23 protein-coding genes and 1 pseudogene are annotated in these 24,449 nt (G+C 42.7%); 20 read left to right on the forward strand and 4 right to left on the reverse strand.

From position 1 onward, the window contains the following. Window positions 1–66: 66 nt before the first annotated feature. A complete protein-coding gene (locus tag ACJROX_RS03595; protein ID WP_408009417.1) occupies window positions 67–1,056 on the reverse strand; it encodes a metal-dependent hydrolase in 990 nt (329 codons plus the stop codon). A 329-nt stretch (window positions 1,057–1,385) separates the two neighbouring features. Between ACJROX_RS03595 and mutY the strand changes: the two genes are divergently transcribed. Both mutY and ACJROX_RS03605 read left to right on the forward strand, forming a co-directional pair. Further along, window positions 1,386–2,477 (forward strand): A/G-specific adenine glycosylase, encoded by a 1,092-nt coding sequence (gene mutY / locus ACJROX_RS03600; RefSeq protein ID WP_408011566.1) that lies wholly within the window; start codon window positions 1,386–1,388, stop codon window positions 2,475–2,477. A 3-nt stretch (window positions 2,478–2,480) separates the two neighbouring features. Continuing rightward, the gene (locus ACJROX_RS03605; RefSeq protein ID WP_408009418.1) at window positions 2,481–3,239 is read left to right on the forward strand and encodes an SDR family NAD(P)-dependent oxidoreductase; all 759 of its coding nucleotides are present in this window, start codon (window positions 2,481–2,483) and stop codon (window positions 3,237–3,239) included. 121 nt (window positions 3,240–3,360) lie between these two features. Here ACJROX_RS03605 and ACJROX_RS03610 read toward each other — a convergent pair whose 3' ends face one another. Beyond that, window positions 3,361–3,585, reverse strand: coding sequence for a hypothetical protein (locus ACJROX_RS03610; RefSeq protein WP_408009419.1), 225 nt, complete (start codon window positions 3,583–3,585; stop codon window positions 3,361–3,363). Between the two features lie 163 nt (window positions 3,586–3,748). Between ACJROX_RS03610 and ACJROX_RS03615 the strand changes: the two genes are divergently transcribed. The 9 genes from ACJROX_RS03615 (at window position 3,749) to ACJROX_RS03655 (ending at window position 13,723) form a co-directional block, all read left to right on the forward strand. After that, entirely contained in the window at window positions 3,749–4,105 is a 357-nt protein-coding gene (locus ACJROX_RS03615; RefSeq protein WP_408009420.1) for a gamma-type small acid-soluble spore protein, read from the forward strand. A 396-nt stretch (window positions 4,106–4,501) separates the two neighbouring features. Then, entirely contained in the window at window positions 4,502–5,176 is a 675-nt protein-coding gene (locus tag ACJROX_RS03620; RefSeq protein WP_408009421.1) for an SOS response-associated peptidase, read from the forward strand. Between the two features lie 109 nt (window positions 5,177–5,285). Beyond that, complete coding sequence (locus ACJROX_RS03625; RefSeq protein ID WP_408009422.1) at window positions 5,286–5,813, forward strand: DUF402 domain-containing protein; 528 nt, start codon at window positions 5,286–5,288, stop codon at window positions 5,811–5,813. 89 nt (window positions 5,814–5,902) lie between these two features. Further along, window positions 5,903–7,627, forward strand: coding sequence for an ABC transporter ATP-binding protein (locus tag ACJROX_RS03630; protein ID WP_408009423.1), 1,725 nt, complete (start codon window positions 5,903–5,905; stop codon window positions 7,625–7,627). Between the two features lie 305 nt (window positions 7,628–7,932). Further along, window positions 7,933–8,904 carry an ABC transporter ATP-binding protein gene (locus tag ACJROX_RS03635; protein ID WP_408009424.1) on the forward strand — a complete coding sequence of 324 codons (972 nt, stop codon included), beginning with the start codon at window positions 7,933–7,935 and terminating at the stop codon, window positions 8,902–8,904. Window positions 8,905–8,919: 15 nt separating this feature from the next. Continuing rightward, window positions 8,920–9,906 carry an ABC transporter ATP-binding protein gene (locus ACJROX_RS03640; protein WP_408009425.1) on the forward strand — a complete coding sequence of 329 codons (987 nt, stop codon included), beginning with the start codon at window positions 8,920–8,922 and terminating at the stop codon, window positions 9,904–9,906. Between the two features lie 26 nt (window positions 9,907–9,932). Continuing rightward, complete coding sequence (locus tag ACJROX_RS03645) at window positions 9,933–11,531, forward strand: ABC transporter substrate-binding protein (protein ID WP_408009426.1); 1,599 nt, start codon at window positions 9,933–9,935, stop codon at window positions 11,529–11,531. A 197-nt stretch (window positions 11,532–11,728) separates the two neighbouring features. Next, window positions 11,729–12,733 (forward strand): ABC transporter permease, encoded by a 1,005-nt coding sequence (locus tag ACJROX_RS03650; protein ID WP_408009427.1) that lies wholly within the window; start codon window positions 11,729–11,731, stop codon window positions 12,731–12,733. 78 nt (window positions 12,734–12,811) lie between these two features. Continuing rightward, window positions 12,812–13,723 carry an ABC transporter permease gene (locus ACJROX_RS03655; protein ID WP_408009428.1) on the forward strand — a complete coding sequence of 304 codons (912 nt, stop codon included), beginning with the start codon at window positions 12,812–12,814 and terminating at the stop codon, window positions 13,721–13,723. Between the two features lie 208 nt (window positions 13,724–13,931). Here ACJROX_RS03655 and ACJROX_RS03660 read toward each other — a convergent pair whose 3' ends face one another. Together ACJROX_RS03660 and ACJROX_RS03665 are read right to left on the reverse strand one after the other, a co-directional pair. Further along, entirely contained in the window at window positions 13,932–15,020 is a 1,089-nt protein-coding gene (locus ACJROX_RS03660) for an FUSC family protein (protein ID WP_408009429.1), read from the reverse strand. 331 nt (window positions 15,021–15,351) lie between these two features. After that, window positions 15,352–16,641, reverse strand: coding sequence for a glutamate-1-semialdehyde 2,1-aminomutase (locus tag ACJROX_RS03665; protein WP_408009430.1), 1,290 nt, complete (start codon window positions 16,639–16,641; stop codon window positions 15,352–15,354). Between the two features lie 242 nt (window positions 16,642–16,883). On the opposite strand from ACJROX_RS03665, the gene ACJROX_RS03670 reads away from it, so the two are divergent. From ACJROX_RS03670 to perR, 9 genes and pseudogenes are all read left to right on the forward strand, one after another. Further along, window positions 16,884–17,897: an ATP-binding cassette domain-containing protein gene (locus tag ACJROX_RS03670; protein WP_408009431.1), complete on the forward strand. Its 1,014-nt coding sequence runs from the start codon at window positions 16,884–16,886 to the stop codon at window positions 17,895–17,897. Continuing rightward, the gene (locus ACJROX_RS03675) at window positions 17,890–18,681 is read left to right on the forward strand and encodes an ABC transporter permease (protein WP_408009432.1); all 792 of its coding nucleotides are present in this window, start codon (window positions 17,890–17,892) and stop codon (window positions 18,679–18,681) included. Before ACJROX_RS03670 ends, ACJROX_RS03675 begins: the two co-directional genes overlap by 8 nt. A gap of 4 nt (window positions 18,682–18,685) precedes the next feature. Beyond that, window positions 18,686–19,471: an ABC transporter permease gene (locus ACJROX_RS03680; protein ID WP_408009433.1), complete on the forward strand. Its 786-nt coding sequence runs from the start codon at window positions 18,686–18,688 to the stop codon at window positions 19,469–19,471. 89 nt (window positions 19,472–19,560) lie between these two features. Next, window positions 19,561–20,844 carry a hemolysin family protein gene (locus tag ACJROX_RS03685; RefSeq protein WP_408009434.1) on the forward strand — a complete coding sequence of 428 codons (1,284 nt, stop codon included), beginning with the start codon at window positions 19,561–19,563 and terminating at the stop codon, window positions 20,842–20,844. Between the two features lie 66 nt (window positions 20,845–20,910). Next, window positions 20,911–21,345, forward strand: a complete 435-nt coding sequence (locus ACJROX_RS03690; RefSeq protein ID WP_408009435.1) for an ion channel — start codon at window positions 20,911–20,913, stop codon at window positions 21,343–21,345. Window positions 21,346–21,536: 191 nt separating this feature from the next. Next, window positions 21,537–22,004, forward strand: coding sequence for a thioredoxin-dependent thiol peroxidase (gene bcp, locus ACJROX_RS03695; protein WP_408009436.1), 468 nt, complete (start codon window positions 21,537–21,539; stop codon window positions 22,002–22,004). Between the two features lie 326 nt (window positions 22,005–22,330). Next, window positions 22,331–23,280 (forward strand): annotated as a pseudogene (locus ACJROX_RS03700) (D-2-hydroxyacid dehydrogenase). A 3-nt stretch (window positions 23,281–23,283) separates the two neighbouring features. Beyond that, window positions 23,284–23,835 carry a cob(I)yrinic acid a,c-diamide adenosyltransferase gene (locus tag ACJROX_RS03705; RefSeq protein WP_408009437.1) on the forward strand — a complete coding sequence of 184 codons (552 nt, stop codon included), beginning with the start codon at window positions 23,284–23,286 and terminating at the stop codon, window positions 23,833–23,835. 106 nt (window positions 23,836–23,941) lie between these two features. Next, window positions 23,942–24,379: a peroxide-responsive transcriptional repressor PerR gene (perR, locus tag ACJROX_RS03710; protein ID WP_408009438.1), complete on the forward strand. Its 438-nt coding sequence runs from the start codon at window positions 23,942–23,944 to the stop codon at window positions 24,377–24,379. Window positions 24,380–24,449: the final 70 nt, after the last annotated feature.

Below are 24,449 nucleotides of genomic sequence, written 5' to 3' on the forward strand. Positions count from 1 at the left end.
TTGATTTCATAAAACTAAAGGCTGATCCAGATAGACGATCCGGAACAGCCTCTTATTATTTGCACACTAATTTGTTGTAGCAACATCCAGTTTCCGACGTAACGTTTTCTCGCTGTAAACCCAACCGGTAAAAGAACTGGTGATGTTGAGCTCTTCATCCAATTTTACGACAGCGACGAACGGATAGTGCCCCTTAGATCGGTATCTTAAATCGATGAACCGGACTTCATAACCATTTTCCTCTTTATCTTCTTCGACTTCCCATCGGTAAACCGGCGAGAAAGACAGGAATGCAGCAAGATTCGAATCTTTGACTGCTTCATCTATAATTGGATTTTTCGGTACTGGTTTACGCTCATATTCATCGTGAATCGTAAGCTTCTCATGTTTCACTTCTATGACATGGAATTGTCCTGGACTCATGACAGCTACGTGTTTTTGACCCCATCTTATCGTCGGGCACACAATGACCTTCGTCGCATCTGGTACTTCCTCTTTGACCATCTTTATTGTTTGCCTTTTTGCAAGGTACCGCCAAATATAATATCCAATCAGCACGATATAAATCGTCAAAAATGTGTAACCTGGATCAAACCCTTGGTACCAAAGGATGAACCCGACGATATGCGCAAAGAATATGAAAGGGTCAAATATATTGATCATCCCGTGTGCAATCCACTTTTTTGAAAAAGGGTGCAACGCTTGTGTGCCGTATGAATTGAAAATATCGACGAATACATGCAGGAATACAGACAGGAACGTCCATAACCATGCATGAAGCATGTTCGCACCTGGAAAAAACAATTCCAGGCCTCCTACAATCAAGAGCGGCCAAAGCACTACTGCCGGTATTGAGTGTGTAATGCCGCGATGGTTCCTTAAATATACCGCATTATTTTTCAGTTTCAATATGGTATCAAAATCGGGGGCATTCGATCCAATGATCGTCCCGATTAAAACAACTTGTGTTGTGAGGGGATCCTGAGCGATGACTGGATCCAAGGTGGCAAGCCCACCCAGCCCGATACCCATTACTATATGTGTACCTGTATCCATTCTATTGATGAAGCCTCCTCAGAAAAACGATTTCACAATCGGATTCACTCTATTCTTAGTGTATCCAAAAATTCAAGTTCAATGGATAAAGCATTGATATTTCAAGAAAGTGTATAACTTCCTAAGATGTAGTTACACGACTCAGTAGAAAAACTTTAGAATAAAGTATATTACAACTAAGGCGCAGCCTCCGCCAAAGGCTTGGCATTGCCAAGTTTTCTTTAAATTATTTTATCATCCTCAGTAGTTTATAGTATAGTTTAGGACAAGACAGCGTTTATGCCTGCATATTCTCAATATACTATCACGATGGAGGATTAAAGTTGCCTATAAAATTAAATGACAATTTTGATATTACCTTAGATATAGATGCTTTCCAATCTGACTTACTCTCCTGGTATGAGGCTGATCGTAGAGACCTGCCTTGGAGAAGGGAAAGAGATCCATATAAAATCTGGGTCTCTGAAATCATGCTTCAGCAAACACGTGTAGATACGGTGATCCCTTATTTCGAACGGTTCATGGAATTATTTCCAACTGTCACTGCACTTGCGAATGCAGATGAAGAAAAAGTGCTTAAGGCTTGGGAAGGCCTAGGTTATTACTCCCGTGCACGGAATCTTCAAGCTGCTGTTCGCGAAGTAGAAGAAAAATATCAGGGGATCGTCCCAAATCGTCCGATAGAGATCCAATCATTAAAAGGTGTCGGTCCATATACAGCTGGTGCAATCGCAAGCATTGCATTCGGTCTGCCAGAGCCGGCTGTCGACGGCAATGTCATGCGTGTCCTCTCCAGGATTTTATTGATCGATGAAGATATCGCCAAGCCTCAAACTCGAAAAGTCTTTGAAGAGGCTGTGCGGATCCTTATATCTAAAGAAAATCCATCTCATTTTAACCAAGGTCTGATGGAATTGGGCGCTACCATTTGTACACCGAAAAATCCCGCATGTATGCTTTGCCCTGTGCAATCATATTGTAAAGCTTTCGATGAAGGTTTGCAGGCCGAGCTTCCTGTCAAAAAGAAAAAGCTCAAAAATAAAACATTGAATATCGCCGTTGCTTTACTTGAAAACCAACAAGGCGAAACGCTCATTGAAAAAAGGCCAGAAACTGGATTACTTGCTAACCTATGGCAATTTCCAAATCATGAAACAGTGAGCGGAAATAATTTAACTCAAAAGGATCAGCTCAAAGGCCACTTAGAAGAAAAATACCCTATTCAAGCCAATTTAAACGACCAGTTGCTCGAATTCAAACACATCTTTTCCCATTTAACATGGAAAATCACTGTTTATTCCGGGACGTTTACGGCTAACGATTCAATAGATGTAGGAAAGCTCGTATCGAGAGAGGAGTTGCAATCATACCCTTTACCTGTACCTCATCAAAAAATAGCTGCACTTTGGAAAGGAGAATGATTAGTGGACTTGAATCTTACAGAAAAAACAGCCCTTGTAACAGGCGGATCGAGAGGGATCGGAAAGGCGATTGCTGAAGGATTATTAGCAGAAGGTGTAAAGGTTGGAATATGTGCCAGAGGGAAAGAGGATCTGGAAAAAGTTAAACAGGAATACGATGGCATTTCGATTTACCAGGGAGACTTGACTGATGGGGATGTGAGGGAAAAAATATTCAAAGACTTCATCGTAGATCATGGCTCGATTGACATCCTTGTAAATAATGCAGGCGGCAGTAACGGTGGAAGCATTGAGGAAACAAGCGTCGATCAGTTCAGAGAAGCAATGGAGTTGAATTTTCATTCTGCTGTCCATTTCAGTAAGCTCGCCTTACAGAAAATGAAGGAACAAAAACAGGGTAACATCATCAATATCTCAAGCATTTATGGCAGGGAATCTGGCGGGAAGCCGACCTATAATAGTTCAAAGGCAGCATTGATCAGTTTCACAAAGGCTTTAGCAGATGAGGCGATCCAAAATGGCATCCGGGTAAACGGTATTGCACCAGGAGCCATTCTTCATCCGTCCGGTAATTGGCAAAAAAGACTGGATGAAAATCCAGAGAAAATCAATCAATTCGTAAAAGATGAAATCCCAGCCGACCGTTTTGGGAAGGTTGAGGAAATCGCGGATGTTGTGACCTTTTTAGCGTCTGAACGGGCAAGCTGGGTCGTAGGAGCGACTCTGAACGTAGATGGCGGACAATCATACTCAAATAGCTGAAGAATGCTACTTGGATGGTGTGCAGAAGAACCATCTGAAGCAATCGTTTGGTCGTAAAAGGCATAAAGCCGGCCATATCACACAAAAGAGGCTGGGTCCAGGAGCAGAACCAGCCGTTTTTTTATTCGTAATTCGGACGTGTCCCGTGGCTCCAGTCCGCTTCATCCCGATGCAAGCCACCACGTCTTTCGATTTCTTCAATGATCTCTTGATGTATTGAAGTTCCTTCAGTGTTCAGATAAGGAGTCATTTGCTGTAATGAATGATGGAAAAACGCTAATTCTTTATCTGTCCATTCTTCCGTCGACAGCGTGGCTAATTCCGTCATATCTCTGCCTACATACATGATTTTACCTCCTTGTACATAGCTTTATTGTACTTTTACCCTGTACGTATTGAATTTAATCTTTCCTTCAAATCAGGGATTATGTATGGTAAATGGTACATTTGAATTTGCCGGATAACACACACCCTCTATGGTTAAATTAACTCATGTGGAGGTGAGACTCATGGCAAAACAACAAAAGCCAGGACAACAAACACAAGCTGGAACAAACATTCAGCATGTGAAACAACAAAACGCTCAAGCTGGTCAACAAAAAGCTGGACAATTCGCTGCTGAATTCGGTAGTGAGATGACTAACGCTCAACAAGTTCGTCAACAAAACCAGCAAGCTCAACAAAGAGCTGGACAACAACAAGCTGGGCAACAACAAGCTGGACAACAGGCTGGACAACAGGCTGGACAACAACAAGCTGGTCAATTCGCTGCTGAATTCGGTAGTGAGAAGACTAACGCTCAAGAAGTTCGTCGTCAAAACCAGCAAGCTCAACAACGTGGTCAACAGCAACAACAACAGAAATAGTTACCTTCCACAAAGCACTCTCGACATTGTCGGGGGTGCTTTTCCTTGCTTTTTTAAGTAGGCTTGGTTTGGCGAGTTCACTCCCTTTCCGCGGGTGATCCGCGAGCCTCCTCACTCACTTGCACAGGATGTGCTGGCTTCGACGTTTACCACAGGACGTGGTGGTAGTTAGTCGAAGATCCTTAAATTGCTATGGGGTCTCGCTTGGCTCGCTTTTCCCGCTGGAGTGTTGTGAATTTCAGCTAGCCTTCCCAGATGGTAGCCTTTATCAACCCTTTTACTTTCTTTGAAGAAACAAAACCTTACCGCAAATGACTTGTCAAAACCTGTGTATTCTATAGTATGGTTAAAGAACCACCATGTCAGGCTAAACTGAAACAGGAAAGGGTGAAAAAAATGTGTGGAAGATTTACGCTGACAGCTGAGATCGATCTTCTTATGGATTGGTTTGAAATTGACGAATTCGCAGCAGAGCTTGATTTACCTCCACGGTATAATATCGCGCCATCTCAAGAAATACTTGCCATCGTTTCAAACGGTGAGAAACGAAGGGCAGGATTTTTAAAGTGGGGATTAGTGCCTTTCTGGGCGAGGGATCCATCGATCGGTCACAAGTTGATCAATGCCAGGGCGGAGACAGTTCCTGAAAAACCGAGCTTCAAGCATGCCTTCAATAAAAGGAGATGCCTCATCCCGACAAATGGTTTTTTTGAATGGAAAAAGGACGGCAACCATAAACAACCGAAATACATAAAGATGAAAGATGATAAGCCGTTCGCCTTTGCAGGGTTATGGGAGAAATGGAAGGATGATAAGGGGATGCCGGTACATACATGCACGATCCTGACTACTAAGCCGAATGAATTGATGGAGGATATCCACAATCGGATGCCTGTTATTTTACCTAAAGAGGACTATTCAAGATGGCTTCAATGGGACGGAGAGAAAGAAGCATTGATCGATATGATGAAACCATTTTCTGCTTCGGAAATGATGGCCTACGACGTACCAACGATTGTGAACTCCCCTCGTAATGATGTTCCTGAATGTATTGAAAGTGTGTCCTCCTAAAATGCACATTCATTTTCATTTGCAGGATTAGAGGATATAATAGGAAGAGAAAATTTTTTGAAGGCGAAAAAATACCTAAGCAATACAAAATACAAGGAAGGAGTTTCGTATGTCTTTTCCGACCACTGGAAGTTCGATTCAGATTCAGAGTTACAAACATAATGGGCAGCTGCACCGAGTATGGGAAGAAACGATTGTTCTTAAAGGAACTTCCTCAGTAGTAATTGGCGGAAATGACCGTATCATAGTCACTGAGTCTGACGGAAGGCAATGGCGGACAAGAGAGCCTGCGATCTGTTATTTCAATGCTGATCAATGGTTCAATGTCATCGGAATGCTGCGGGAACAAGGAATTCATTACTACTGTAATTTAGGGACTCCTTTTACTTATGATGACGAAGCCCTGAAGTATATTGATTACGATTTAGATGTAAAAGTATTTCCGGATATGACCTATACGATCCTGGATGAGGATGAATTTGCTCTCCATCGGAAGGAAATGGATTACCCAAAAGAAATCAATGACATCTTGAAACGGAATTTAGCTGAATTATGTTCGATGATCAACCAACGAAAGGGGCCCTTTGAGCCTGACTTCATTGAAAATTGGTATGAACGATTCCTGGAATACCGTTAAGAAAGGGGCTGACACTTCAAATTAGTCAGCTCCTTTATACTTAGATAAGTCATCTGGAGGTGGTTACCACGAGTAGTACAAAGCGATATATGAAGTTTGTCCGACCCTATACCAAGCAGATCATCGTGACAGTCATCATCGGAATCTTCAAATTCGGCATTCCTTTGTTGATTCCTTTGATCTTAAAATATGTCGTTGATGATGTGGTCAATGCAAATATAAGTGTTGAAGAGAAGTTATCTCGCTTGTCCTGGGTGTTGGGCGGTGCTTTTTTTGTATTTATCGTGTTAAGGCCGCCAATCGAATATTACCGTCAATATTATGCACAGTGGACTGCGAGTAAAATTTTATACGACATACGCGACAATCTTTTCAGCCATATCCAAAGGCTCAGCCTGAAGTTTTATTCCAATACAAAAGTTGGCGAAATCATTTCTCGGGTCATCCATGATGTTGAGCAGACAAAAGCATTTGTCATTACTGGTCTGATGAATGTTTGGCTCGATATGTTCACGATTGTCATAGCCATCCTCATCATGAGTACGATGGACGTCTGGCTTACGCTTGTGGCGATTTCTTTGCTGCCTCTCTATGCTTTGTCAGTGAAATACTTTTACAGTAAGTTGAGAAGGCTGACGAAAGATCGTTCCCAGGCGCTAGCTGAAGTTCAGGGTCACTTGCATGAACGAGTCCAAGGTATAAGTGTGATCAGAAGCTTTGCCATCGAGGATTATGAACATGAGCAGTTCGATGTACGCAACTCGAACTTTTTGCATCGTGCCCTCGATCATACTTCATGGAATGCAAGGACATTTGCCGTCGTCAATACGATCACGGATATTGCACCGATGCTCGTCATCGGTGTCGCGGGGTATTTTGCGATTACAGGTAAAATAACTGTTGGTTCGATGGTTGCTTTCGTTGCCTATATGGATCGCCTTTATAATCCATTACGACGATTGGTGAACTCATCTACGACATTGACCCAAGCAATCGCCTCCATGGATCGTGTTTTTGATTTCATGGATGAAGCATATGATATCGAAGACAAGCCTGGGGCCAAAAAGCTGAAGCATGTCGATGGCAACGTATCCTTCGATCATGTTACTTTCCAATACAATGAAGATGAAGCGCCTGTTTTGAAGGATATCCGGCTTGATGTGAAAGCTGGCGAAACGATCGCCCTTGTCGGAATGAGCGGGGGAGGTAAATCCTCTTTAGTAAGTTTGATCCCGAGATTTTATGATGTGACGAGTGGCAGGATTTTGTTGGATGGGCAAGATATTCGTAACTATCAAGTCCGTTCGCTAAGAGATCAAATTGGCATGGTGCTTCAAGATAATATCTTGTTCAGTGAATCTGTCCGTATGAATATCAAGATGGGGAATCCACATGCCTCAGATGAAGAAATGATAGAGGCTGCAAAAGCAGCGAATGCACATGACTTTATCAGAAAACTTCCAGAAGGTTATGACACGAAAATCGGTGAACGTGGGGTCAAGCTTTCTGGAGGACAGAAGCAGCGGCTTGCGATTGCCAGGGTATTTCTGAAAAATCCACCTTTGCTGGTGCTTGATGAAGCAACTTCTGCTTTGGATTTGGAAAGCGAACAGCTTATCCAGGAATCGTTACAAACATTGGCAAATGACCGGACTACTTTCATCGTGGCACACAGGTTAGCTACGATTACACATGCCGATCGAATCGTTGTGATTGAAGATGGGGTTATTTCTGAAATCGGATCCCATGAAGAGTTGATGACGAAAAAGGGCAGTTATTACAATTTGTTTACTGTACAGGCATTAGGTGAATAATCGTTTGTAATATTTATTGAGGCTGGTATCCCTATATCAGCCTCTTTTATAATAGGAAAATATTTCATTTAAATGGAACTGAAAATAGGATATTTGCCCTTTATTTAAAAGAATAACAGGAATAAAGAAGGATTTTATAGAGATTCGTTTAATAGTACATTAGACGTGTATTTGGATTTTTCTAAATTTTTCGTGTTGTCAAACAAGTGTAGTGATGGCATAATTATGAACAAACGTTCAGAAATGTAACAGTTTTGTAAACTTTTAAACATCAAGGTTCATAGACAGAAAGAGAGGTGGGGCGGATGGATGCTCCAGTACTGGACGTTAAGGGTTTAAAGACCTATTTTTTCACTGATGATGGTGAAGTGCCCGCTGTCGATAATGTCGATTTCCATGTCAAGCGCGGCGAAGTCCTTGGGATTGTCGGAGAGTCAGGTTGCGGGAAAAGCGTAACATCACTCTCAGTAATGGGGCTTGTTCCTTCTCCTCCAGGAAAAATAGTAGGTGGGGAGATCCTTTACAAAGGGGAAGATTTAACAAAAGCTACAGATAAACGGATGAGGCAAATTCGCGGGAACGATATCGCGATGATCTTCCAGGAACCGATGACATCATTGAATCCAGTATATAAAATCGGGAATCAGCTGATCGAAGCGATCCGGCTACATAATTCATGGAATAAGAAGAAGGCATGGAATCGTGCAGTCGAAATCATGAAATTGGTAGGGCTTCCACGAGCTGAAGAATTGATGGACAGTTATCCGCATCAGCTTTCAGGAGGTATGAGACAAAGGGTCATGATCGCAATGGCCATGGTCTGTGAGCCGGAGGTCCTTATTGCGGACGAGCCTACCACTGCGCTGGATGTAACCATTCAAGCTCAGATTCTCGATTTGATGAAACGATTGAATAAAGAAACGGATACATCGATCATCATGATTACACATGACCTTGGGGTTGTAGCTGAGATGTGTGAACGAATCGTCGTTATGTATGCCGGCAAAGTCATTGAAGAGGCAGATGTCCAGACGATCTTCAAAAAGCCGAAGCATCCCTATACGGTTGGGCTTATACAATCTGTTCCTGATATGCGTCAGAAGAAAGATCGTTTGTATTCGATTCCAGGAACGGTACCCAAGCCTGGATCGATTACACAAGGCTGCCCATTTGCACCACGCTGTGAGCATGCTTTCGACCGCTGTATAACTGAAACACCACAATTAGAAGAGCAAAAGGATGGAAGCCGCGTACGTTGCTGGCTCCATGACAGCTAGGAGGGGGGTCGAAAAATGTCACAGCCATTATTAGAAGTTAACAACTTGAAAAAGCATTTTCCGATCACCGGTGGCGTGTTCGGGAAACAAATCGGGGCAGTAAAAGCAGTCGACGGAGTCTCTTTCTCAGTCAATGAAGGAGAAACGCTTGGATTAGTGGGTGAAAGCGGATGTGGTAAATCCACAACTGGAAGAATGCTGTTGAAGCTTTTAGAACCGACAGAAGGTGAAGTCCGCTTCAACGGAAAAGATCTGACAAAGCTATCGGGCGGGGAAATGCGGAAGATCCGCCGGGATATGCAAATGGTGTTCCAGGATCCATATGCTTCACTGAATCCTCGTCATACAGTTGAAAAGATCATAGAGGAACCGATGCTTGTCCATGGAATTGAAAAGGACAGCAAAAAACGTAAAAAGCGAGTTGTCGAATTACTTAAAACGGTTGGATTGAGTGGCTACCACGCAAAACGATATCCTCACCAATTCAGTGGAGGACAGCGTCAACGGATCGGGATTGCTCGAGCCCTTGCGGTTAAACCGAAGCTGATCATTGCAGACGAGCCTGTATCAGCGCTGGATGTATCTGTCCAAGCCCAAGTACTTAATCTACTTCAAGATTTACAGAAAGAATTTGACCTGACATACGTTTTCATTGCCCATGACCTTGGGGTCGTACGTCACATCAGTGACCGAGTGGGAGTGATGTACTTAGGTAAAATCGCTGAATTGGCAGATAGTGAAAAATTGTATGAAAAACCGTTGCACCCTTATACACAGGCATTATTGTCAGCGGTTCCAATACCGGATGTCGATCATGAAAAAGATCGCGTGATGCTGCAGGGAGATGTGCCAAGTCCATCCAACCCTCCTTCCGGATGTCCGTTTCACACAAGATGTCCGAAAGTGATGGATGTATGTAAAAAGGTTGTTCCAACGTTCCAAGAGGTTGAAGAAAATCATTATGTAGCTTGTCACCTCTATGAGGAAGACAAGTCCATATAAAAACAATATTAAAGGGGGAGCACCTTATGAAGAAAGGTTTTCTATGGGCACTAGCCATTATTATGATCATGTCAGTAGCCCTGGCTGGATGTAACTCTGACTCTGGATCCGATGGTAACGGTGGAAGTGGCGACAGCGAGAAAGAACAAACTTTGATTTTCGGCCGTGGTGGTGATTCTGTAGGATTAGACCCTGCGACTGTGACGGATGGTGAATCATTCAAAGTTATCAAAAACGTTTATGACACATTAGTAGAATATGGAGAGCAAGACACAGAAGTACACCCTGCACTAGCTGAAGAGTGGGATGTTTCTGAAGATGGATTGACGTATACGTTTACACTACGTGAAGGCGTTAAGTTCCATAATGGTGATGATTTCAATGCAGAAGCAGTCGTGAAGAACTTCGAGCGTTGGATGAACAGTGGAGATGCTGGTAAGTTCGCTTATTATGCATCCATGTTTGGTGGATTTAAAGGTGACGAAGGACACGTTATCAAAAGTGTAGAAGCTAAAGACGAGAACACGGTTGTATTCACATTGAACCGTCCGCAAGCACCATTCTTGAAAAACTTAGCGATGACGCCGTTCTCAATCGGTGCTCCTAGTGAATTCGACAACCTTGAAACACAACCAGTAGGTACTGGGCCTTTCAAATTTGTCGATTGGAAGCGTAATGACCGTATTACATTAGAAAAGAACGAAGACTACTTTAAAGAGGGGCTTCCGAAGCTTGATAAAGTCATTTTCCGTGCAATTCCGGATAACTCAAACCGTCTGAATGCATTGAAAACTGGTGAAGTTCACTTGATCGATGGTGTTAATCCAAGTGATGTTGCGGAAATTGAACAGGCTGATGAATTGAAGCCATTCTTCCGTCCATCAATGAACGTTGGATACTTAGGATTCAACACTGAAATGGAACCATTCAATAACAAGAAAGTACGTCAAGCATTGAACCATGCAGTAGATAAGGATGCATTGATCAAAGCATTCTATGAAGGACAAGCTGAGCCAGCTAAGAACCCAATGCCTCCAGTCATCAATGGCTATAATGATGAAATCGATCCTTATCCATTCGACTTGGAAAAGGCAAAAGAATTACTAGCTGAAGCTGGATATGAAGATGGATTCAAAACTGAATTATGGGCTATGCCAGTACCACGTCCTTATATGCCAGATGGCAAAAAAGCTGCAGAGGCAATTGCTGCAAACTTCGCTAAGATCGGTGTAGAAGCTGAAATCGTATCATTCGAATGGGGTACTTACCTTGAAAAGACTCAAAAAGGTGAAGCTCCTATGTTCCTATTAGGATGGACAGGGGACAACGGTGACGCGGATAACTTCCTTTACACGTTACTGGATAAAGATACGATCGGTTCTAACAATTACTCTCGTTTTGCAAACGATGAATTGCACGATATTTTAATCGAAGCACAATCAACACCTGATGAAGACAAGCGTGCAGAGCTTTATAAAGAAGCGCAAGTTATCCTTCATGAAGAAGCTCCTTGGGTACCGCTTGTACACTCCGAGCCAGCACTTGCAGGACTTAAAAATGTAGAAGGATTCAAGCCACACCCAACTGGTTCTGACAAGTTAACAAACGTTTATTTAAGCGAATAAGAGAGGGGGGAGTGTAGCGCTCCCCTTTTCTTTTAGAAAAAATAATTTTGAATTCTGTGAACCGGATTATTAATCATTTATCTTGTTCGCAAACAGGTATTATATTTAAACCGGTTTACATAGCATTGGCTTATCTAGTGAATAAGCAGCTATGATCATACGAAATTAAGCCACTATGCTGAAGAGGTGATAGAAAAGTGTTTGCGTACACAATACGACGAATTTTAATGCTGATCCCTGTTCTTATCGGAATGTCACTTATCGTGTTCTTTCTGATTCGTGCTATTCCTGGGGACCCAGCTCAAATTATCCTTGGTCAGCAAGCTTCTAAAGAAGCAGTAGCTGAATTACGAGGTTCTTTAGGCTTGGACGAGCCATGGTATACACAATATTTTATTTATATGAAAGATCTGCTTACTGGTGATTTAGGGAATTCGATCCGAACCCACGCACCTATCAGTGAAGAGATATGGCCTTATTTTGCAGCGACGTTGGAATTGTCACTATTTGCAATGATCATCGCTGTCGTGATCGGAGTAAACGCAGGGATCATCAGTGCATGGTTCCAAAACTCTTGGTTTGATTATGTTGCAATGCTGCTTGCGCTTATCGGTGTTTCCATGCCGATCTTCTGGCTTGGTTTGATGGAGCAATGGGCATTTGCAGTTGAATGGGAATTATTGCCGACATCCGGTAGAGAAAGTATATTGAATCCAGTCGATTCCATAACGAATCTGTACATCATCGATACGATCATTCAAGGGCGTTTCGACCAATTGCAAACAGTCCTGAGACATCTTATCCTACCAGGAATAGCATTAGCTACAATCCCGATGGCGATCATTGCAAGGATGACTCGGTCAAGCATGTTGGAAGTCATGCGCTCTGACTATATCCGAACAGCACGTGCAAAAGGTCTTCGCATGTTCTGGGTTGTTTATAAGCACTCATTGAAGAATGCATTCATCCCAGTTTTAACAGTCATCGGCCTACAGATGGGTCTGTTGTTAGGGGGAGCAATCCTTACAGAAACAATCTTCAGTTGGCCTGGAATCGGAAGATACATCTATGATGCGATCGGATTCCGTGATTACCCAGTCATCCAATCTGGAATACTTGTCATTGCTTTAGTTTTTGTAACGATTAATCTTCTAGTGGATCTCTTATATGCGGCAATCGATCCTAGAATCAAATATCAATAATAACTGAAGTCAAAAAGTCAACGATTGATAAAATCCTCAGACTTTTTGAATGCTTATTATTTAAAAGGAGAGAACATTATGGCGGAACTAGCACGTAATGAAAACCCAATAGAGCCAAAGCAGCAAGAAGAAAAGCCTGCTTCGCCATGGAGAGATGCCTGGAAGAGCTTTCGCAAAAACAAAATGGCGCTTTTAGGATTGGGACTTGTCAGTTTCTTTGTTATCATGGCAGTTTTTGCGCCTATTATCGCCCCTGAGGGAATAAATGAACAAAAGCTTTCATCAGACAATTATGCAAAGCTCGAAGCACCTTCTTCAGAATATTGGTTTGGAACAGATGATTTTGGTCGGGATATACTAAGTAGAACGATTTATGGTGCCCGAATTTCACTTACAGTAGGCTTTTTCGCTGTGTTAGGTTCGATCATCGTCGGGTCCATTTTAGGAATCATAGCAGGTTACTATGGTAGATGGGTCGACACCATCATCTCCAGACTCTTTGATATCATGCTTGCTTTTCCGAGTATCTTGCTGGCGATTGCAATCGTTGCTGTATTAGGCCCTTCCTTAAGAAATGCCTTGATAGCGATTGCCATCATCAACGTACCGAACTTCGGAAGATTGGTTCGTTCAAAAGTATTGAGTATAAAGGAAGAAGAGTATATAGCGGCTGCTAAAGCTGTCGGTATGAAGGATTCAAGGATATTGTTCCATCACATCCTGCCGAATAGTACAGCACCAATCATCGTACAGGGTACATTATTAATTGCCACTGCAATCATCGAGACAGCAGCACTTGGTTTTCTCGGATTAGGAGCACAAGCACCTACACCAGAATGGGGGACTATGCTTGCGGATTCACGGTCTTATATTACGAATGCGCCATGGACGATGATCTTCCCTGGTCTCGCAATCATGCTTACGGTTCTTGGATTCAACCTGATGGGTGATGGACTTCGTGATGCACTTGATCCAAAAATGAAAAGCTAAGATTCGCATACTAAAAACGCAGGTGGTTTCGTTAACGAGACCACTCGCGTTTTTTATTTGCAAAAAATATTAGTGGACATCTGGTCCGTTATCTTTGTTTTAAAGGGCACTTTTTAGGGGTTTTTTATGAAATAAGGTCTCTGGTGTCCGCTAAATTTGTTTTCGCATAAAAATAAAGAGCCTGGTGTGATTCCAAGCTCTTTGTCAGCTATTCATCTTGAGGATAAGTATCAGAAATTTTCACTTCATTCTCGGAAGTGTGGTACGTTTGGAAGCTTTCAACCAATTTATCGAGATGGATCAAATGATGGTTATAATCGATGATCAGGCCAATGAGCGGGAATACGTTCATCCATTGCTCACGTTCCACTTGTTTATGATCATAAATGTTCATGAAATACTCTGTCAGTTCCTTTTCATCGCTTTCGAGTCGATTTACAACATCATCCGGAGATTGGTAACGTACCTTCCCGATGTACTTCATCAAAATTCTCTGATGGTAATTCGTCAAGTGATCCAGTTGATCTTGTATCAATTCTTGTATTGTATCAGGCATCTGATATATTTTATGGTCATGTTGATCAAGACTTTTTAAAATAGCTAACGCTTTATAGGTAGTCGATATCATATTCCGGAATAATACGAGTCTACGATTCTTCGTATACTCTGATCCCTTGAAATAATTTCTTTCTTCTTTATACATAAGGTAATAATTATCTGCCTTGATCATGCTTTCATTGATTTTTGCCAGGTCCTCTTTCAGGATTTTGCGATCCGCATCATTTCGGGTTGCAAGACGGATCCACTGGGAAATCTGTTCCATGTTCTTTACGTTTTTATGATACAGACGAGTTTCATATTTTGGAGGCAGAAAAATTAGATTTACTAAGAATGCACAGAAAACGCCAATCATGATTACTGAAAATCTCGTGATTGCAAAAGTGAGATAATCGTCTCCAGGGTTGACCATCAAGATGATGACCGTAACGATTGCCAATGGAATTGTGCTTTCGATTTTTAATTTTATATTGATAGCGATGACCAATACTCCGATAAGGCCGATGACAATCGGTTCATTTCCGAGTGTCTGTACAGCTATGAAGGCTAGTGTAGCACCGATTAAATTAGCTTGTACCTGTTCAACGATCGTCTGGTAAGAACGATAAATGGTCGGTTGGATGGCGAACATTGCTGCAATAGCTGCAAACGCAGCTGATTCGAGATTCAACCAATGCGTTATATATAATGCTAGTGAAATCGCAACTCCTGTTTTTAAAATACGAGCACCGAATTTCATAGTTTTAGCAAAATCCTTTCTTAAAACATTGTTGAGATGAACGTACTATACACCCAAACCAATTAGAAAGCAATAAGAAAAATGTATAACACAGATTGCAAATGTGACAAGAAAATTAGTGTTCTTCTTATATATGATTATGTAAGTTTTTCGTATTCATACTCGGGTTTATGAGGTTTGGTCCTGAGATAGGGAAGAGGGGCAGACCCAAAAGAAAAGTGTCAGACACCTCCAACACAACACGTTGTCTCAAAAACACGATTTTTCTCAAAATGTTATTAAGTACGGAGAGTCACAGACACTTATAGGTCAGCCCACTATGGGATTTGTTCTATAGTTTTTGAAATGCTTGCTCAACAGCCTTTAATGTTTCTTCGATATCTTTATCTGTATGTTCTGTTGTGAGGAACCAGGCTTCGTATTTCGAAGGTGCCAGGTTGACCCCTTGTTCAAGCATCAGCTTGAAGAATTTCGCAAATAATTCTCCATCACTTCTTTCAGCTTGTTCATAATTCGTCACTTCATTTTCTGAACCGAAGTAAAGCGTAAGGGCGCCTTTCAAACGGTTGAGTGACAATGGAACATCATATTGTTTTGCAAGCTTCCTTATGCCAGTTTCAAGCTTTTCGCCAAGCATATCGAGATGCTCGTATATACCATCCTGCTGAAGGACTTCAAGGCACGCGATCCCTGCAGAAATTGAGGCAGGGTTTCCAGCCATTGTACCAGCTTGATAAGCCGGGCCTAGAGGAGCGACTTTTTCCATGATGTCTTTCTTGCCCCCGTAGGCTCCAATTGGAAGTCCGCCACCGATGATTTTACCAAGAGCAGTCATGTCAGGTTCAACATTCAAAAGGTTCTGTGCGCCGCCATACATGAAACGGAAAGCTGTGATGACTTCATCATAGATGACAAGAGAGCCTGCCTCATGGGCAATCTCGTTCACCGCTTCTAAAAATCCTGGCTTTGGCTCGACAATACCGAAGTTCCCGACAATCGGTTCCACAAGAATACCTGCAACTTCATGGCCCCATTTGTCAATTGCTTCTTTAAAGGCTTCAATATCATTGAATGGAACAGTGATGACTTCTTGCGCTATACTTTTTGGAACACCTGCCGAGTCAGGGGTACCGAGGGTTGAAGGGCCGGATCCTGCGGCAACAAGGACAAGATCAGAATGGCCATGGTAACAGCCTGCGAATTTGATGATTTTATCTCGGCCAGTGTATGCTCTGGCAACTCGGATCGTCGTCATGACTGCTTCAGTTCCCGAATTGACAAATCGGACTTTTTCTAGAGAAGGCATCGCTTCTTTCAGCATTTTCGCGAATTGATTCTCGAGTCTGGTCGGGGTTCCATACAGGACTCCGGTTTCCGCTGCGTACGTGATCGCCTTGGTTATGTGCGGGTGAGCGTGGCCGGTGATGATCGGACCGTAAGCTGCTAGATAATCAATGTATTTGTTGCCATCCACGTCCCAGAAGTAAGCGCCTTTCGCTTTCTCCATGAAGACAGGGGCACCTCCGCCGACAGCCTTGTATGCCCGGGAAGGACTGTTCACACCGCCGACAATGTGCTCAAGTGCATCCGCATACAACCGCTGGGAATTCTCTCTATTCATAAAATAACCCTCCTAAAGAATGATTTATGATTGATTTATTATTTTCTCAGTGCCAGGCACTTTTTGTAAACCCTTGGTATGTATGGCTTCTTAGATGGTGCCTGGCACCGTTTCGAACCTCAACGGCGCCAAAGGGTCTGCTTCGGTGCCTAGCACTGCCTACTATATCATGAATCAATGCAGTTGTGTTTTGTTGTTTGGGTTGTATAAACTGTTAGTGGTGCAAGATTGGGGGAACATTTATGAATTCAATGATACATGTTGAAAATCTGACGAAGGAATTCAAATCATATTCTAGCAGATCTGGTCTGAAAGGGGCGTTCCGCGACCTTTTGACGAGAAATTATAAAATACACCGGGCTGTCGATTCGATTTCGCTTGATGTGAAGCCGGGGGAGATGATCGGTTATATCGGAGAGAATGGGGCAGGTAAGTCGACCACGATAAAGATGCTTACTGGTATCCTCACCCCAACATCCGGTGAAGTTCGGATCAACGGAATGAATCCGCATAAGGAGCGGGAGAAGTTCGTCAAAACCATTGGTGTCGTTTTCGGGCAGCGTTCACAGCTATGGTGGGATATCGCTGTCCAAGAGTCTTTCCGCCTGCTTAAAAAGGTATACAATGTGTCAGATGAAGATTACAACAACCATATGGCAATGGTGATCGATGCATTGGATATCGCGCCGTTACTCGACAAGCCGGTGCGTAAACTTTCTCTTGGACAACGGATGCGTTGTGAATTGGCAGCCGCGCTCATCCATAATCCACCGCTGCTTTTCCTTGATGAACCTACGATTGGTCTTGACGTGCTAGTCAAACTGAAGATCCGTGAGTTCTTGAAAGAGCTGAATACACAATACAACACGACTGTCATGCTTACAACCCACGACTTGTCTGATATCGAAGCGCTCTGTGAACGGGTCGTCATGTTGGATGAAGGTAAAATCATCTATGATGGGGCTCTCAGCCAGTTGAAAACGAGCTGGGGAGAAGGAAAGCAGATCGAGTTCCATTTCAAAACACCTAAAACAAGGGATCAACTGATCCGGTCTACCGGTAAGCAGTTAGTGGTCTGGGAACCTGGTGACAATGAAAACACTTGGACAGCGAATGTGACGAATGATGAAGATATCATTTCACAAATCATCGGTGACGTCGTTGCAAATCATCAAATACTGGATCTGAAGATTTTAGAGACTTCAACAGAAGAAATCATCCGGAATATTTACGAAGAGGGCATCATCCATGGGTAAATATGTTGAAATGATACGGATCAGGTTCTTGATGATGCTCGCTTACAGGACCAATTACTACAGCGGCATCATCATTTATAGTATCAACATCGCAGCTTATTACTTCCTGTGGAGTGCCATTTATGGAGGGAAAGAGGATATCCAAGGTTTATCGGTCATACAGATGACCACCTACATTGCGGTTGCTTGGATGGCCCGAGCTTTTTATTTCAACAATATCGATCGTGAAATCGCACTCGAAATCAAAGAAGGAAAAGTCGCAGTCGAATTGATCAGGCCTTATCATTATCTCAATATGAAGACGATGGCTGCACTCGGAGAAGGAATCTTCCGCTTGCTCTTTTTCTCAGTACCCGGCATGTTCTTGGTCAGTCTCGTTTTTCCGCTTCAATTTTCAGCAAATCTTGCGACGTGGGGATTTTTCGGCGTTTCGATCTTGTTCAGTTTCATCATCAATACACAAATCAACCTGATGACGGGAATATTCACATTCTTCATCTTTAACAATGACGGGTTGATGAGAGCGAAGCGAGTCGTCATCGACTTGTTTTCCGGGTTGATCCTGCCGATCAGTTTCTATCCAGGATGGGCGCAATCGACAATGGAGTGGTTCCCGTTCATGTATATTTCCTATGTGCCGAGTATGATCTTTTCAGAAGGCTTCGTCGGGGAACAGGTTTGGAATGCCTTGATGATGCAGGGTTTATGGTGCTTGCTGCTCCTTGTACCGATCCAGATCCTATGGGTACTTGCTAAAAAACAAATGGTCATACAGGGAGGGTAGCGACATGAATTATCTATCGATTTTTGTCCAATATGTCGGCCAATACATGAAAACAAGGCTGACCTATCGCTCTGACATGGTTGTAGAAATCATATCAGATCTACTGTTTCAGGCAGTCAATCTAATTTTTATCCTTGTCGTTTTCGGCCATACCAACTTGTTGAGCGGCTGGAGCAAAGACGAAATCATTTTCATCTATGGTTTTTTCTTAGTTCCGTTTGCGCTTTTCTCAACTTTCTTCAACATTTGGGACTTTAATGAACGATATATCGTCAAAGGGGAACTTGATCGCATCCTGACCCGGCCAATCCACAGCCTATTCCAGGTAATTCTTGAACGGATGGAATTGGAATCGATGTTCGGTGTGATCACTGGTCTCGCTGTCATGTTTTATGCAGGAAGCAACCTGGGGATGACGCTCAGTTGGTATGACCCACTTTTATTCTGCTTATTCGTATCGGGAGGGGCACTTGTCTATGCGGGGATCTTCATCAGCCTGGCCACAATCAGTTTCTGGTCCGACAGCCGTACGGATATCATGCCGATGATGTACAATATCGGAAACTTTGGCCGGTATCCGGTTGACATTTATAATCAAATCATCCGTTATGTCCTCACATGGATTTTACCTTTTGCCTTTGTAGGCGTTTATCCTGCGGCATTTTTCCTAGATAAAACGGAATGGTACGGCTACGCTTACCTTACGCCTGTCATGGGGATCTTCTTTTTCTCCCTTTCTATTTTCTTATGGAACATCGGGGTTACAAAATACCGTGGTGCGGGAAGTTAAAGGTATGTTATGTTTTATGTCCTTAGAGGAATGATAGTAATTATAAGTATGCAACGGAGGTGAAACCTTCCTCCTATGGAAGGCGAACCATGATCATCATAAAACTCCTATCGGTTGCCATTCTGATTGCGCTGACAGCTTTTTTCGTAGCAGCAGAATTTGCAATTGTAAAAATACGTTCAACTAAAATTGATAAACTTGTCGAAGAGGGCAATAAAAAAGCGGTCGCAGCCCGGAACGTACTCGACAATCTGGACGGTTACCTGTCAGCCTGCCAGCTTGGAATCACCATCACGGCACTCGGACTCGGGTGGCTTGGTGAACCTACAGTCGAGAAGATCCTTCACCCGCTGTTTGAAGAGCTCGCGATTTCAGAAGCGCTCGCAAGCACGCTTTCCTTCATCATCGCTTTTTCAGCGATCACCTTTTTACATGTCGTATTAGGGGAACTTGCGCCGAAAACGATTGCGATTCAGAAAGCAGAAGGAATCACGCTGTTACTTTCAAGGCCATTGATTTTATTTTATAAAATTATGTACCCGTTTATCTGGATATTGAATGGCTCTGCAAGGATCTTCATAAAAATGCTCGGTTTCAGGCAAGTGAATGAGCATGAGGTCGCACACTCGGAAGAGGAGCTGCGGATCATTCTATCAGAAAGCTATAAGAGTGGGGAAATCAACAAGTCAGAGCTCCATTATGTGAATAAAATCTTTGAATTTGATGATCGGACAGCAAAAGAGATCATGGTTCCCCGGACGGAAATGGTCTGCATGTTCACCGATCAGTCTATGGAAGAAAACATATCCATCATGAGCAATGAAAAGTTCACCCGCTATCCTGTCGCAGATGGCGATAAAGATCATATCATCGGGCTTGTCAATATTAAAGAAGTCTTCAATTCTTTGTTGTTGAAAGAAGAACGTCCTTTAAGCGAGTTCATTCGCCCTGTCCTTAAAGTGATTGAAACGACGCCCATCAAAAAACTGCTCGTGCAAATGCAAAAAGAACGCGTGCATATGATGATCCTGGTCGATGAATATGGCGGGACTGCTGGTCTTGTGACCGTAGAAGATATCATTGAGGAGATTGTCGGTGAAATTCGGGATGAATTTGACACGGAAGAGAAGCCGCAGATTGAAAAACTGGACCGCAATCATGCTATCTTAAATGGCAAAGCCTTGATTTCCGACGTCAACGAGTTTTTTAAGATCGATATTGATGACTCGGAACTCGATACAATAGGGGGCTGGCTCTTGACCCAGAACGCTGAAGTATCTGTCGATGAGGAATATACTTATGAACATGTCACCTTTAAAATCATAGAAGCAGATGATCAACAAATAAAACGAATCAACGCAACCAGCCGGTAGTTTGTTTCGGTCCATCTTGTCCTATCTTTCCGATTTCCAGCATAGGAATGTGAAGAGGTGGATAAGATGGATCTTCTTATTGTGGTCTTTGTATTTATTTCCGTCTTCATTATTGTGCAAAAAAGCTTAATCACATTCTTCAGACATCCTCGTCACCTACATAAAAAATCACGGAAGTTCATTTCTTTTGATGATCTGATCGCTTTATTCATCGTCTATTCGATTATTATCCTTGGGTTCGGTACCATTTATTTCAGCCTGTTGATGGTAGGTGTTCCCGTCCTGATGGAAGGCGGGGCACCTGTACATGGAACTTATACTGAATTGACAGAAGTTGTATCTTACTTTAGTGCTGTCACACTCCTTTCTGTCGGTTATGGTGATATTACGCCTATCGGGATCGGGAGATGGATTTCAATCATTGAAGCCTTGGTGGGATACCTGTTGCCGGCAGCCTTTGTGCTTTCGACCGTCATTGAGAATGAGTGGAAATCGGATTAGTTGTATCCGCTTTCTAAATTGGGTACTCTTAAAATAGTGAAAGTTCAAAAAGTACAAATGATCAACGGCGAATTTTCGACGCACAGGACGTGCTAGTACCGGCGTTGTCATGTGACGTTTTTAGCCGGTGTTGTTTCTAATTCGCCATCTTTTTGAACTGTGATTTTATTTAATTTAGGAGGTATTCGTTCATGTCTGTCAAAACAGGAGAAAAAGCACCGGATTTTACTTTAGAGGCGAATAATGGTGAGAAGGTCAGCCTTTCAGATTTCAAAGGAAAACATGTTGTATTGTATTTCTACCCGAAAGACATGACACCAGGATGTACCACAGAAGCATGTGACTTCAGAGATCATCACAGTGAATTCAGTGATCAGAATACAGTGATTCTTGGGGTGAGTCCAGACCCAGTGGACCGCCATAAAAAATTCATTGAAAAGCATGATCTTCCATTCTTATTGCTTGCGGATGAAGATCATAAAGTTGCTGAACTTTATGATGTATGGCAGATGAAGAAGAACTTCGGCAAGGAGTACATGGGAATCGTCCGTTCGACGTTCATCATCGATAAAGATGGTGACCTTATAAAAGAGTGGCGTAAAGTACGTGTGAAGGATCATGTAACGGAAGCACTCGAATATATAAAAGAAAATCTTTAATCGTTTAGAATGAGGCTGTGGTTCAGCCTCATTTCTTATTCCTTCAGTGAAGAGGTGCGAAATTCACTCCCTTTCCGCGGGCGATCCGCAAGCCTTCTCACTTGCACATGGATGTGGCTTCGACGTTCGCCACAGGACGTGGTGGTTTTTAGTCGAAGATCCTTTTATAGCGGGGTCTCGCCTGGCTCGTTGTTCCCGAAGGAGTGTCGGGAATTTCGCTTAATTTGTCGTCTAAGTTTAAAAAGTCAGAAGATTTCGTTTATGATTGGACGATTTGGATAAAAGTGTTGTTTAATAAAAGGAGGAAACCAAGGGAGGTTAGCAAGATGTTCATTCTATCTTCGGCAAAAGTCCGATATTCGCTCCAGGATGATGTGATAGAAAAGTACCCAGATATCCAATTCCAGTTCTGTCAAAACATAAAAGAAGCAGAAGAGTATTTAAAGGATGCAGAGGTCCTGCTTACATATGGTGAAGATCTAACCCCGGAAATCATTAAAAAGGCGGACCGGTTGAAATGGATCCATGTCATGTCTGCCGGTCTTGATAAAATGCCTTATGATGCCATAAGAGCACAAGATATATTGGTTACCAACGCCAGAGGTATCCATAAAATACCGATGGCTGAATATACAATTGGTATGATGCTGCAAGTGATCCGTGAATTCCCGAAAATCAAAGAAAACCAGAAGAATAAAGTTTGGGACCGTAAACTACAAGTGAGTGAGTTATATGGGAAGACAATTGGAGTACTTGGGGCAGGCGCTATCGGGTCTGAAATAGCAAGATTGGCAAAAGCCTTCAATATGCATACGATCGGTTTGAACCGAAGTGGCCGCTCTGTGGAACATTTTAACGAAATGGTCACCTTCAATCAGCTCGACGATATTTTAAATAAGGCTGATTTTATAGTATCCGTTTTACCGAAAACTCCAGAAACAAGTGCAATTTTAAAGAAAGAACACTTTGAAAAAATGCAGGAACATGCAGTCTTCATAATATCGGAAGAGGGACAACCGTCGATCAACAAGATTTAATTGAAGCACTTCAAGAAAATCAGATTGCCCATGCTGTTTTAGATGTGATGGAAAAAGAGCCGCTTCCTGAGGACAGCGCACTATGGGAAATGCCGAACGTAACGATCACGCCGCACCTCTCAGGCATCACCCCGCTTTATCAGCGCCGGGCTTTCGATCAATTTGAAGAGAATTTAAAGGTATTCCGGACAGGCGAAGGGGAATTTCTGAACAAAATCGATCCAACCAGGGGGTACTGATGAATGAAGATCTATACGAAATCTGGAGATAAAGGGACGACTTCACTCGTTTACGGAGAACGTGTCGGGAAGAACGATCCTCGCGTAGAAGCATATGGTACATGTGACGAAGCGAATTCAATGATCGGTTTGGGATTGAGCCACTTACAAGAGCAGCAAAGGGAATGGAAAGCGGAATTTGAAAAAATCGTCCGCAAAGTCCAGACTGTCCTTTTTCATGTAGGAGCGGAACTGGCGACACCAGCAGGCAAAAAAGTGGGATGGACATTGGAAGAGAGTGACATCACTTATCTTGAACAGGCAATCGACCGTTGGGATGAAGAATTGAAGCAGTTGAAGCAATTCGTCCTTCCTGGAGGATCGACAGCTGCTTCGGCGTTCCATGTTGCCCGTACCGTCGTAAGGAGGGCCGAACGGCAAGCTGTGGTGATAGAAAATGTCAATCCATTAGTGCTTTCCTATCTGAACCGTCTTTCCGATTTCTTATTTGTGGCTGCAAGATACACGAATCAAAAAATGAATGTAACGGAACCAATCTTACATGAAGAGGAGTAAAGTAGCATAAAATAAGGGTTACAATTGACAATCGTCACAAATTCCGTGTACACTAATTATAAATATTATAAAGTAATAATGTCTTTCGGAAGAGAGGTGCATGACGATGACACAGGAAGAAAGCCGATTACAAACAGCGGTTGATACGTTGAAGGATGCGGGAGTTCGCATTACGCCACAACGTCATGCGATTCTAGAGTATTTAATTCAAACAATGTCTCATCCTACAGCTGATGAGATTTATAAAGCATTAGAGGACAAATTCCCTAACATGAGTGTAGCGACTGTATACAATAACCTGCGCGTCTTTAAAGGAGCAGGACTTGTTAAAGAACTTACTTATGGGGATTCATCCAGTCGCTTTGATTGTGTAACAACCGATCACTACCATATTATTTGTGAAGACTGCGGCAAAATTGTCGACTTTTCCTATCCTGGACTTGATGAAGTTGAAGATGTCGCTAAACACGTAACAGGTTTTAAGGTAGCAAATCACCGTATGGAAGTGTACGGAACATGCCCTGAATGCCAAAAGCTCCATTAAATAGGATGACTGAAGCTTCTTTTGAAGCGGACGTCATCCTTTTCTTGTTTTTCCTGCAAAATAATTTCTC

It is taken from the genome of Pseudalkalibacillus sp. A8 (assembly GCF_045920555.1).
Lineage (GTDB): Bacteria > Bacillota > Bacilli > Bacillales > Fictibacillaceae > Pseudalkalibacillus.